Source organism: Bradyrhizobium sp. SZCCHNR1015 (assembly GCF_032489875.1).
GTDB lineage: Bacteria > Pseudomonadota > Alphaproteobacteria > Rhizobiales > Xanthobacteraceae > Bradyrhizobium.
On sequence record NZ_JAUEYW010000011.1, the window covers coordinates 293,110 to 304,571 of the forward strand.

Annotated in this window: 10 protein-coding genes; 9 read left to right on the top strand and 1 reads right to left on the bottom strand. The window is 66.9% G+C overall.

Features of this window, described 5'->3' with window-relative positions; all coding sequences use genetic code 11:
* The first annotated feature begins 74 nt into the window (after positions 1-74).
* The 3 genes from QX128_RS20435 to QX128_RS20445 all read left to right on the top strand — a co-directional run bounded on the left by QX128_RS20435 (position 75) and on the right by QX128_RS20445 (position 3,621).
* Positions 75-1,877, top strand: a complete 1,803-nt coding sequence (locus tag QX128_RS20435; RefSeq protein WP_316238340.1) for an ATP-binding protein — start codon at positions 75-77, stop codon at positions 1,875-1,877.
* 12 nt (positions 1,878-1,889) lie between these two features.
* The gene (locus tag QX128_RS20440) at positions 1,890-3,266 is read left to right on the top strand and encodes a sigma-54 dependent transcriptional regulator (protein WP_316238341.1); all 1,377 of its coding nucleotides are present in this window, start codon (positions 1,890-1,892) and stop codon (positions 3,264-3,266) included.
* 118 nt (positions 3,267-3,384) lie between these two features.
* Positions 3,385-3,621 (top strand): hypothetical protein, encoded by a 237-nt coding sequence (locus QX128_RS20445; protein ID WP_315802405.1) that lies wholly within the window; start codon positions 3,385-3,387, stop codon positions 3,619-3,621.
* Between the two features lie 18 nt (positions 3,622-3,639).
* Here the strand turns inward: QX128_RS20445 and QX128_RS20450 are convergent, their stop codons facing one another.
* Positions 3,640-3,990 (bottom strand): RidA family protein, encoded by a 351-nt coding sequence (locus tag QX128_RS20450; RefSeq protein WP_315715601.1) that lies wholly within the window; start codon positions 3,988-3,990, stop codon positions 3,640-3,642.
* 481 nt (positions 3,991-4,471) lie between these two features.
* Here QX128_RS20450 and QX128_RS20455 point away from each other — a divergent pair, with 481 nt between their 5' ends.
* The 6 genes from QX128_RS20455 (at position 4,472) to QX128_RS20480 (ending at position 10,742) form a co-directional block, all read left to right on the top strand.
* A complete protein-coding gene (locus QX128_RS20455; protein ID WP_315802406.1) occupies positions 4,472-5,449 on the top strand; it encodes an ABC transporter substrate-binding protein in 978 nt (325 codons plus the stop codon).
* Positions 5,450-5,473: 24 nt separating this feature from the next.
* A complete protein-coding gene (gene ilvD / locus QX128_RS20460) occupies positions 5,474-7,180 on the top strand; it encodes a dihydroxy-acid dehydratase (RefSeq protein ID WP_316238342.1) in 1,707 nt (568 codons plus the stop codon).
* Between the two features lie 105 nt (positions 7,181-7,285).
* Positions 7,286-8,131, top strand: coding sequence for an ABC transporter ATP-binding protein (locus tag QX128_RS20465; protein ID WP_315802408.1), 846 nt, complete (start codon positions 7,286-7,288; stop codon positions 8,129-8,131).
* Complete coding sequence (locus QX128_RS20470; RefSeq protein ID WP_315802409.1) at positions 8,128-8,904, top strand: ABC transporter permease; 777 nt, start codon at positions 8,128-8,130, stop codon at positions 8,902-8,904. The genes QX128_RS20465 and QX128_RS20470 overlap by 4 nt, the downstream gene beginning before the upstream one ends.
* On the top strand, positions 8,901-9,662 hold the full coding sequence (locus QX128_RS20475; RefSeq protein WP_315802410.1) for an ABC transporter permease: 762 nt from the start codon (positions 8,901-8,903) through the stop codon (positions 9,660-9,662). Before QX128_RS20470 ends, QX128_RS20475 begins: the two co-directional genes overlap by 4 nt.
* A gap of 33 nt (positions 9,663-9,695) precedes the next feature.
* On the top strand, positions 9,696-10,742 hold the full coding sequence (locus QX128_RS20480; RefSeq protein ID WP_316238343.1) for a peptidase M29: 1,047 nt from the start codon (positions 9,696-9,698) through the stop codon (positions 10,740-10,742).
* Positions 10,743-11,462 lie beyond the last annotated feature (720 nt).

Consider the following 11,462-nt stretch of genomic DNA (forward strand, 5'->3'; position numbering starts at 1 on the left):
CTTGCAGAACAATTGCGGATACGGCAGGCGCGGCCCGGTGCATGGGCCTGGGAGCGATGGGCCTGGAAAAGGGAATGACGGACCTTCCATTCCGGATCGGCCTCGAGCGACATCCCGACGTCACTGCGGTGGTCCGCAGGCGCGCGGGCTTGGTCGTTCGCGGAGTGATGGCGGCTGCGCTGGTCGGCACGGCGGCCTGGTTCGGCTATGCCATTGCCTTTTCCCGCGGGCTCGATCAGCGGCACGCCACGGCCCAGCAGCGGCTGGCGGTCGAGGCCGCGCAGCTCGACGGCTACCTCTCGCGCTTCGAATATCTGCCGTCGCTGCTGGAGACCTCGCCCGATGTCTTCCGGCTGCTCGGCACGCCGGACGATCGCGCGCTGCAGCAGAGCGTCAGCCTGCATCTGAAGTCGATCAATCTGCTGGCCGGCGCCGACAACCTCTATGTCCTCACTGTCGCCGGTGATGCGATCGCCGCCGCCGATTTCGACCAGCCGGGCACGCCGGTCGGCAGCAACCTGTCCTACCGGCCTTATATGCGCCAGGCGCTGGCGACCGGCCGCGGCGCGTTCTTCGGCATCGGCATCACCAGCGCGCGCGCCGGCTATTACCTGTCCTATGCCGTCAAGCAACAGGGACGGACGATCGGCGTCGCCGTCGTCAAGGTCAATCTCGATGCCTTCGAGCGCGAATGGCGCAACCGCGGTGCCGACATGCTTCTGGTCGACGCCCGCGGCGTCACCATTCTCGCCTCGCGCGACGAATGGCGCTTCCGCCCGCTGACGCCGCTCTCGGTGGATGCGCTCGAGGAAATCGCGACGTCGAAGCCCTATGGCAGTTCCAGCCTCGCGCCGCTCGGCTGGACCTTCATGGAGAGGACCGATCGCGGCGGTCAGGTCGCGACCGAGCGCGGCGCGGTCTACAGCGTCGACGAGCGTCCGCTCAACGGGCGGCAATGGCAGCTGCTGCTGCTCGACGACGAGGCGCCGATCCGGCGGACGGCCTTGATCATCGGCACGCTCTCGGGTCTCGCCAGCATCGTGGCGCTGCTGGCGTTCGGCCTGCTGGCGCAGCGACGCCGCGAGATCCGGCAGCGGCTGGCGAGCCAGGCCGCGCTGCAGGCCGCCAATGACAGGCTGGAAATGCGGGTGCAGGAGCGCACCGCCGAATTGCGCGCCGCGCAGGACGAGCTCGTCCATGCCGGCAAGCTCGCCGTGCTCGGCCAGATGTCGGCGGGCATGGTGCACGAGATCAACCAGCCGCTCGCGGCGCTGCAGACCGCCTCCGACAATGCCGTGCAATTCGTCGATCGCGGCATGATCGGCGAGGCCCGCGGCAATCTCATCCGCATCGGCGAGCTGGTCCGCCGTCTCGCGCGCCTGACCGGCCAGTTGCGCGTGTTCGCCTACAAATCGAACGCGCCGCTCGATGCCGTCGCGGTCGAGCAGGCGCTGTCCGAGACATTCAAGATCCTCGGCGCGCGGGTGAAGGACGGCCATGTCGACGTGACCATCGATCTCGCGCCCGAGCTTCATGTCAGGGCCGAACAGATCCGGCTCGAGCAACTGCTCTGCAACATCATCGCCAACGCGCTCGATGCCGTCGAGGGCGCCGCGCGGAAGTCCATCCACATCCACGCCGTGCGTGAGGAGGGGCAGTGCCGTATCGCCATCGCCAACAGCGGCCCGGTGATCGCCGCCGATGTCCTGCCGCACCTGTTCGAGCCCTTCGTCACGACCAAGCCGGCCGGCAAGGGCCTCGGGCTTGGGCTCGTCATCGCCAACCACATCGCACGGTCATTCGGCGGCGAGCTGCGGGCGCGGAATCTCGAGCCGGCCGGCGCCGAGTTCATCGTGCTGCTGCCGCTCGCCGATTGAAGAGGTCCCCGCATGACTCCTGAGCAACCGGTCGGCGTGATCTATGTCGAGGACGACGAGGATGTCCGCATCGGCGCCGTCCAGGCGCTGCAGCTCGCCGGCCTCCCGGTGACGCCGTTCGCCTCCGCCGAAGCCGCCGGCGCAATCGTCCGCGCCGACATGCCGTTCGTGGTGGTGTCCGACGTGCGGCTGCGCGGCAAGAGCGGCACCGAGTGGCTGTCCGAGCTGCGCCGGCTCGATCCCGACCTGCCGGTCATCCTGGTCACCGGCCACGGCGACATCTCGATGGCCGTGGACGCGATGCGCAACGGCGCCTACGACTTCATCGAGAAGCCGTGTTCGTCGGAGCAGCTCGTCTCCGTCGTGCGCCGCGCGCTCGACAAGCGTCGCCTGACGCTCGAAGTCCGCACCTTGCGCTCGGCGCTCGCCGACCGCCAGGGCATCGAAGCGAGCCTGCTCGGGCGCTCGCCGCAGATCCAGGAGGTGCGCCGCCTCGTCGCCAATCTGGCCTCGACCAATGTCGACGTGACGATCTATGGCGAGACCGGCACCGGCAAGGACGTCGTCGCCCGTTGCCTGCACGCTCACAGCGCCCGGCGCGGCGGCAACTATGTCGCGGTGAATTGCGGCGGCCTGCCGGAGTCGCTGGTCGAGAGCGAATTGTTCGGCCACGAGGCCGGCGCCTTCACCGGCGCGACCAAGCAGCGGATCGGCAAGATCGAATACGCCCATGGCGGCACGCTGTTCCTCGACGAAATCGAGAGCATGCCGCTCAGCGTGCAGGTGAAGCTGCTGCGGGCGTTGCAGGACCGCTCGGTCGAGCGCGTCGGCTCCAACAAGCCTGTGGCGGTGGATTGCCGCGTGGTGGCGGCCAGCAAGGCCAATCTGTTCGAGCTCAGCGAGCAGAAGCTGTTCCGCGCCGACCTGTATTATCGTCTCGGCGTCGCCTTCATCGAGCTGCCTCCGTTGCGCGAACGCCGCGAGGACATCCCGATCCTGTTCGAGCACTTCACCCTCGAGGCCGCCAAGCGGTTCGAGCGCGACGCGCCGATCGTGAACGAGCAGACCATGTCGCTGCTGCTCGGCTACTCATGGCCGGGCAATGTGCGTGAGCTGCGCAACGTCGCCGACCGCTTCGTGCTCGGTGTGCTCGACCGCAAGGTCCTCGACCGCTCGGGCGCCGCAGGCTCCGAGCTGTCGCTGCCACGGCAGTTGGAGAACATCGAGCGCTCGATCATCGAGGATGCGTTGCGCCGCAAGCTCGGCGACGTGCCGGCGACCGCCGCGCTGCTGAGCATTCCGAAGCAGACGCTCTACGACAAGATCAAGCGGCTCGCCGTCAAGGTCGACGGCATCCGCGAGGGCGCGCCGCTGCGGCCGCAGTCCTGACCGCGGCCGCATCGCCACCGTCGACGCCCGACCACCACTGCGCTCACCTGGGGCACGAAGGCCTCCGTTCCATGCCGGCGATCAGGAACGAATGCCGGAGGACGCTTGTTGAAACATCATGACAGGCAGAGACACCCGCGACCTACGCTCCGGCGCCTACGACCCCGTCAGCAAGGACGGTCTGCCGCAGCCGCAACAGGTCAAGGATGAAACGACGCCCCGCCAGCAGGAGCAGTGGGGCGCCGACGTGCGGGCCGAGCCCTTGCCCGGCACCGAGCCGGTGCTTCCCGAAGGGCTCAGGCGCGAGCGGCGTGATCCGCTCAATCGCAACACTGGTCGCCGCGACACCGCCTAGGGCGCGGCGACCCAGCGTCTACTTCGCCGCGATCACCATGATCTCGACGGTGTATTGCGGCGCGGCAAGTCCGGCCTCGACGGTGGCGCGTGCCGGGGTGTTGCCGGCCGAGACCCAGCCGTCCCACACGGCGTTCATTTCGCCGAACGTCTTGATGTCGGTGAGGTAGATCGTCGCCGACAACAGCTTCGACTTGTCGGTGCCGGCCTTGGCGAGGTGGCCGTCGATGATCGAGAGAATCTCCTCGGTCTGCTTGGTCACGCTTTCACCGGCCGTCTTTTGCGCGACGACTCCGGCGAGATAGACGGTATTGCCGTGAACGACGACCTGGCTCATGCGCGGGCCAATTTCGAAACGCTGGATCGACATCGAAGAACTCCTCAAAAGGTCAATTCGGGGCCTCTCCCTAGCGCGTGCGGCGCGGCAACGCCAGTCGGCTGAGGCAGGGCAGGGATGGCAATCGAGCCTCTTTCCCGCCCCCTTTTACAACGTCGTGGCTGGCAATGTGCCCTCCATCTTCCTTCGAGACGCCCGCCTTTGCGGGCTCCTCAGGACGAGGCCGGAATTCGTGGCGCGGTCCCATCTATCCTGCAGCACGATGCATCTCCTCATGGTGAGGAGCGCCGCTAGCGGCGCGTCTCGAACCATGAGGCCTCGACACGACCTTGCGTTGCCGGCATATCCGCAGCACACGGCCAGCGACGTTTCCGCATGACGCCGCTTCACCGCGCTGCAAAGCGGGGTTGCCCATGGGGCAGGCAAGCATGGGGCGTTTTCCGCGCTTGCACGGATATTTGAGACATGAAACATTCTCCGCGAGGTTCCTTTTTTGATGAGGCGGAGGGGCGTGATGCGGAAACGGTTGATGCTGGCGGCACTCGCGGCGATGACTTTGGTGACGAGCGCGGGGCCGACATTCGCACAGCAGACGATCCGCGTCGGCTGGACCATCCCGGCGGAAGAATCCAAATACTGGATGATGAAGCGGCCCGCCGAATTTCCGGATATCGGCAAGACCTACAACATCGAGTGGACCCAGTTCCAGGGTACGGCACCGATGACGCAGGCGCTCGCCGCCGGCGCGCTCGACTGCGCGACGCAGGCGCCGCTGTCACTCGCCAACGGCGTGGTCGGCGGCGGCCTCAAGGCCTACATCGTCGCGCAGCACGTCTATGAGAAGCCGGGCGGCTTCTCGGTCTACTGGGCGGTCAAGGACGATTCGCCGATCAAGACCATCGCCGATCTCAAGGGCAAGACGGTCGGCATCTCCGTGATCGGTGGCGGCACGCAGGGGCCGTTCAACATGCTCTTGAAGAAGGCCGGGCTCGATCCCGCCAAGGACATCAAGCTGGTCGAGGTCGGTTTCGCGGTGTCGGAGGATGCGCTGCGCCAGGGCCGTGTCGACGCCGTCAACATGAATCAGCCCTTTGCAGCGCGCGCCGAGGCCAAGGGCGGCACCCGTAAGCTGTTCTCGCTGTCCGAGGCGATGCCGAACATCGTCCACATCCTCGAGGCCTGCCGCGCCGATTTCGTCGACAAGAACCCTGAGCTGGTGAAGGCCTATGTCCGCGACATCACCGCCGGCATGAAGAAGGCGCTCGCCAACCGCGACGAGACCTTGAAGGTGGTGTCGGAGGTCATGAAGGCGCCGGTCGCCGTGATCGATACCTATCTGCTGAAAGACAACGATTTCGGCCGCGACCCGGTCGCCGCGCCGAACTTCCCGGCGATCCAGAAGATGCTCGACATCTACGCCGAGACCGGCATGCTGCCGAAGCTCGACGTCGCCCAGTTCAAGCATCCGACGATCGTCGCGCCGATCCAGTAGGCGGCTGGCGCGGAGCTCGTGTCGATGAGGAAGCTGCGCTCGCGCGTGACGGTGGAGGGGCTCGACCGCGCCCCGCACCGCGCCTTCATGCGCGCGATGGGGCTGGATGACGCCGACATCGCCAAGCCGATGATCGGTGTCGTCAGCCAGAAGGGCGAGCAGACGCCCTGCAACATGACGCACGACTTCCAGGTCGACGCGGCGAAGACGGGCATCTCGGAGGCCGGCGGCACGCCGCGCGAGTTCGCCACCGTCTCGGTCTCCGACGGCATCAGCATGAACCACGAGGGAATGAAGTTCTCTCTGTTCTCGCGCGAGCTGATCGCCGATTCGATCGAGGCCGTGGTCCACGGCCTCGCCTATGATGCGCTGATCGGCTTCGGCGGCTGCGACAAGACCTTGCCCGGCGTGATGATGGGCATGGTCCGCTGCAACGTGCCCTCGATCTTCATCTATGGCGGCAGCGCGCTGCCCGGCAAGTACCAGGGCAGGACGCTGACGGTGCTCGATTCGTATGAAGCGGTCGGCAGCTACATGACCGGCGAGATCGATGCACAGACGCTCGAAGGCATCGAGCGGTCCTGCCTGCCGACGATCGGCGCCTGCGCCGGGCAATTTACCGCCAACACCATGGGCATGCTGTCGGAGGCAATGGGCCTGTCGATGCCCAACGTCTCGATGATCCCCGGCGTCTATGCCGAGCGCGCCCACGTGGCGCGGCAGGCCGGACGCCTGATCATGCAGATGCTCGCGCGTGGCGGCCCGCTGCCGCGCGACCTCGTGACCCGGAAGGCGCTGGAGAACGGCGCGGCGATCGTCGCGGCGACCGGCGGCTCCACCAACGCGGCGCTGCATCTGCCGGCGATCGCCAACGAGGCCGGCGTCCGCTTCACGCTCGACGATGTCGGCGAGGTGTTCGCGCGCACGCCGCTGATCGGCAATCTCAGGCCGGGCGGCAAGTACACCGCCAAGGACGTCTACGACATCGGCGGCGCCGCCGTGGTGATCCGCGCGCTGATCGAGAGCGGCCACATCGACGGCTCCTGCCTCACGGTGACGGGCCGCACGCTGGCCGAGGAATACGGCGCGGCCAACGCGCCGGACGGCGAGATCGTGTTCAGCCCGGCCAGGCCGATCGTGGCCGACGGTGGCGTCGCCGTGCTCAAGGGCAACCTCGCGCCCGATGGCGCCGTCATCAAGGTTGCCGGCCTCAAGAACCTGGTGTTCGAGGGCCGTGCACGGGTGTTCGAAGACGAAGAGACCTGCGTCGCGGCCGTGCGCGCGCGCAACTATCAAGCCGGCGAGGTGCTGATCATCCGCAACGAAGGACCGGTCGGCGGTCCCGGCATGCGCGAGATGCTCGGTGTCACCGCGCTGATCTATGGTCAGGGCATGGGCGAGAAGGTCGCGCTGATCACCGATGGCCGCTTCTCCGGAGCCACCCGTGGCCTGTGCATCGGCTACGTCTCCCCGGAAGCCTTCGTCGGCGGTCCGCTGGCGCTGGTGCAGGATGGCGATCCGATCCGCATCGATGCGAAGGCGCGCACGCTCGACGTGCTGCTCGATGAGCGCGAGCTCGCCGCGCGTCGCAGCGCGTGGTCGCAGCGCCCGCCGCGGCACAGGGCAGGAGCACTGGCGAAATACGCGAAACTCGTTGGGCAGGCACCGCTCGGCGCCGTGACTCACGAGGGGCCGGCCGAATGGCCCTGGTTCGATCAGGACCGGGAATGATCCGCGCGTGGCGACGATTGGCAGGTTTCTTGCTAATCTGCGGCAGTCCGTCTTGCCTGATTTCACGGAGCGTTTGAGCGTGCTGCATCGGAAAGAGAAGCCGACATGGGCGTGACCCCGATCCGACCCGGCCAGCTTGCGGGCACGCCGCTCGGCCGCCGCGCGGCCACGCCGATCATCGAGATCGATCACGTGTCGCAGGTGTTCAAGACCTCGTCGCGCCGCGACCACACCGCGCTGTCGGACATTTCGCTGACGGTGGGCGAGGGCGCCTTCGTCTCGATCCTCGGGCCCTCCGGCTGCGGCAAGTCGACCTTGCTCTACATCGTCGGCGGCTTCGTCAGCCCGACCAGCGGCACCGCGAAGATGAAGGGCAAGCCGATCACCGGTCCCGGCCCCGATCGCGGCCCGGTGTTCCAGGAGTTCGCGCTGTTCCCCTGGAAGAGCGTGCTCGGCAACGTCATGTATGGTCCGCTGCAGCAGGGCAAGAAGCCGGCGAAGGCCGAGGCGCTCGCGCGGACGTTGCTCGCCATGGTCGGCCTCACCGGCTTCGAAAAATTCTATCCCAAGGAGCTCTCCGGCGGCATGAAGCAGCGCGTCGCGCTGGCGCGCACGCTGGCCTACGGGCCGGAGGTGCTGCTGATGGACGAGCCGTTCGGCGCACTCGACGCGCACACGCGCACGCGGCTGCAGAACGACCTGCTCGACATCTGGGAGCGCGACCGCAAGACGGTGCTGTTCGTGACCCACTCGGTCGAGGAAGCGGTGTTCCTGTCCGACAAGGTCGTGATGATGTCGCGCTCGCCCGGCCGCATCCGCGAGGTGATCGACATCGATTTGCCCCGGCCGCGCCGCCGCGAGGAGCTGCTGCTGGACCCGCGCTATCAGAAATACATCGTCGACATCGAGCGCATGTTCGACGATTCCGGTGACAACGAGCTGCCGTCATGAATGGACTGTCGAAGCCGCTCGCGCCGGTGCTGGCTTGCTGCGGTCTGCTCCTGGCCTGGCAGCTCGCCTCGCTCGGGCTGAAGAACGACAGCTTCCCGACCGCGCTGGAATCGCTGCGCGCGATCCCGCCGATCCTCACCGACAAGGAATCCCTGATCAACATCCTGGCCTCGCTGCGGCGGATGGCGATCGGCTTCGCGCTGGCGCTCGCCTTCTCGATTCCGCTCGGGTTGCTGATGGGGCGCAGCCGGTCGACCGCCGCCTTCTTCAATCCGCTGCTGATGCTGATCTACCCGGTGCCGAAGGCGGCGCTGATGCCGATCATCATGCTGTGGCTCGGCGTCGGCGACATTTCCAAGACGCTGGTGATCTTCCTCGGCGTCAGCCTTCCGGTGATCTACCACAGCTTCGAGGGCGCCAAGGCGGTCGAGGAGAAGATGCTGTGGTCGGGAGCGGCGATGGGTCTGTCGCCGGCCGAGCGTCTGCTGCGCATCGTCCTGCCTGCGGCCTTGCCGGAGATCCTGACCGGCTGCCGCACGGGCCTGGTGCTGGCGCTGATCACGATGGTCACCAGCGAGATGATCGCGCGGCAGTCCGGCGCCGGCAACATCCTGTTCAACGCGCTCGACATGGGCCAGTACGACACGGTGTTCGCGATGATCATCATCATCGGCGCCATGGGCATCTGCCTCGATGCGGCGTTCGAGGTCGTCAGGCGCTGGCTGGTTCGCTGGTCCGAGCCGCAGTTCGACATGCCCTTGAGCTTCTCATGACGCGCACCTCCAACGACATCCTGCTGGGCGCCGCGCCGATCGTGCTGGTCCTGCTGCTGTGGCAGGCGCTGGTGTCGTTCGGCTACGCGCCGCCGACCCTGCTGCCGCCGCCGGGGCAGGTGTTCCTGCGCATGGGTCAGCAGCTCTCGAGCGTCACCTTCCAGCAGGACATCGTGGCGACGCTGTTCCGGCTGTTCGCCGGCTTTGCGATCGCCGTGGTGCTCGGTGTTTCCCTGGGAATTGCCGCTGCGGTGAGCCCGCCCGTCAACGCCGCCGTCAAGCCCATCGTGCGCGTGCTGGCGCCGCTGCCGAAGGTCGCGCTCTATCCGGCCTTCCTGCTGCTGCTCGGCTTCGGCCACGAATCCAAGATCATGCTGGTGGCGGCGGATGCGCTGTTTCCGATCCTGCTGTCGACCTATTACGGCGCCACCACGGTCGAGCAGAAGCTGATCTGGTCGGCACTCGCAGCCGGGACGCCGCCGCGCGACGTGCTGTGGAAGGTGGTGCTGCCGGCCGCGATGCCGTCGATCCTGACCGGCTGCCGCATCGGCCTCGTGATCTCCTGCATCGTCGTGTTCCTCGCCGAGATGATCACCTCGACCGACGGGCTCGGCCATGTGCTGGTGACCGCCGCGCGCACCTTCCAGGCCGTCGACATGTTCGTGCCGCTGATCACGATCTCGCTCCTGGGCCTCATTCTCAACGCCCTGCTGCAGGGCCTGCGCGCTTACCTGCTGCGCGGCTTCCCCTCGGTCTGATACAGACAACGAACAACAATCGGGAGAACGACCATGCTGGCGGATCGCATCGAGGCGAAATGGATCGACGCATTCTGCGAGATCTTCGAGCGCTGTGCCGTGAAGACCGGCGACACCGCCGCGATCCTGTCGGAGACGCAGTCGCGCCCGCTCAATGTGCACATCGCCGAGCTGGCGCTGCTGCGCATGGGCGCGCGTCCGTTCCACGTCGTGGTGCCGACCCCGCGCAACCCCCACCCGGTGCCGGTGCGCTCGACCGGCGCGTCGGAGGCGATCGGCAAGCTTGGTCCTGTCGTGACGGCCTTGCAGCAAGCGGGCTTCGTCGTCGACTGCACGATCGAAGGGCTGATGCACGCGGTGGAGACGCCGGAGATCCTCAAAGCCGGCGCGCGCATTCTCGTCATCTCCAATGAGCATCCGGAAGCGCTCGAGCGCATGCGGCCTGACTCGGCGCTGGAGAAGCGCGTGCGGGCCGCCGCCAAGATGCTGCGCGGCACGAAACGCATGCGCGTGACCTCGAAGGCCGGCACCGATCTCGACGTCATCATGGAGGGCGCCTCGACCGTCGGCGTCTGGGGCTGGACCGATCGTCCCGGCACCCTGGCGCATTGGCCGGGCGGCATCGTCGTCAGCTTTCCCAAGAGCAAATCGGTCAACGGCACCATCGTCATGGCGCCGGGCGACATCAACCTCACCTTCAAGCGCTATCTCTCATCGCCTGTCACGATGACGCTGCGCGACGACTACATCACCGACCTGGCAGGCGAGGGCGCCGACGCCGCGATGATGCGCGCCTATCTCGCCTCCTGGGGCGACCGCGAGGCCTATGCGGTGTCGCATGTCGGCTGGGGCATGAACCCCGGCGCGCGCTACGAGGCGCTGACCATGTACGACCAGCGCGACACCAACGGCACCGAGCTGCGCGCCGTCCCCGGCAACTTCCTGTTCTCCACCGGCGCCAATGAATTCGCCGGCCGCTACACGGCGGGTCATTTCGACCTGCCGATGATGGGGACAACGATCGAGCTGGACGGGGTCGCCGTGATCAAGGAAGGCGTGCTGCAGGACGTGTTCGGGTAGAGTCCTTCGCATTCTACTGGCGAGCTGCTGGCGCGGCGGTAGTGCGCTCCCCTCCCCCTTGCGGGGAGGGGGCGGGGGTGGGGGTCCCCATGCGCTGAACTCCGTTGTGGGCGCAACTGCTCGTACACAAACCTCCACTGTGAGACGCGTAGGCCGCAACACGCCATCGGTTGATCGATGCAGGGCTCTTGCGCTCGTCACTCCAAGCACAACTCGAGGACCCCCACCCCCGACCCCTCCCCGCAAGGGGGAGGGGAGCGCACCGTCATCACGGGGGGCGGGCCGGCCCAATGACAAGCGCCGAGACAGAATCATCCCCTTCTTCTGTTAAAAATAATCCTCTTGCTATTTTTCGGAAATCGTGGTTCTCTTCTCTGCATCCCGCCTCACTGCGGAGGGGCGTTGCGCGCGATCGTCACGACACGCGAGGTGGGGATGCGATGGCCGCGAGAGATCGCAGCGTCTTCTTACGAGGGCGCGGACGAACGATCGCTTGCGGACGTGAAGTCGCAGCGTCCTGATACCCCGACGCTGGTATCAAGTCGCGTCGGCCTCAGTGCCGCGCGGTGATGGTGGCCAACAAGCCCGGCGCACCAGGGAGACTGCGTATAAGCGTTAGACCCATCGCGCAGGGAATGCCGGCGTGTTCGGCTTTGCCTGTGGTACCTGCCGCCTGCATTTTTTTCGCAGGCGGGCCATGGGTGAGGCCTTCACCCGGCA

What these genes read in the sequence shown, in the direction of transcription:
- QX128_RS20435 (WP_316238340.1), top strand. Translation starts at nt 75, where the DNA reads ATGACGGACCTTCCATTCCGGATCGGCCTCGAGCGACATCCCGACGTC.
- QX128_RS20440 (WP_316238341.1), top strand. Translation starts at nt 1,890, where the DNA reads ATGACTCCTGAGCAACCGGTCGGCGTGATCTATGTCGAGGACGACGAG.
- QX128_RS20445 (WP_315802405.1), top strand. Translation starts at nt 3,385, where the DNA reads ATGACAGGCAGAGACACCCGCGACCTACGCTCCGGCGCCTACGACCCC.
- QX128_RS20450 (WP_315715601.1), bottom strand. Translation starts at nt 3,990, where the DNA reads ATGTCGATCCAGCGTTTCGAAATTGGCCCGCGCATGAGCCAGGTCGTC.
- QX128_RS20455 (WP_315802406.1), top strand. Translation starts at nt 4,472, where the DNA reads ATGCGGAAACGGTTGATGCTGGCGGCACTCGCGGCGATGACTTTGGTG.
- ilvD (WP_316238342.1), top strand. Translation starts at nt 5,474, where the DNA reads ATGAGGAAGCTGCGCTCGCGCGTGACGGTGGAGGGGCTCGACCGCGCC.
- QX128_RS20465 (WP_315802408.1), top strand. Translation starts at nt 7,286, where the DNA reads ATGGGCGTGACCCCGATCCGACCCGGCCAGCTTGCGGGCACGCCGCTC.
- QX128_RS20470 (WP_315802409.1), top strand. Translation starts at nt 8,128, where the DNA reads ATGAATGGACTGTCGAAGCCGCTCGCGCCGGTGCTGGCTTGCTGCGGT.
- QX128_RS20475 (WP_315802410.1), top strand. Translation starts at nt 8,901, where the DNA reads ATGACGCGCACCTCCAACGACATCCTGCTGGGCGCCGCGCCGATCGTG.
- QX128_RS20480 (WP_316238343.1), top strand. Translation starts at nt 9,696, where the DNA reads ATGCTGGCGGATCGCATCGAGGCGAAATGGATCGACGCATTCTGCGAG.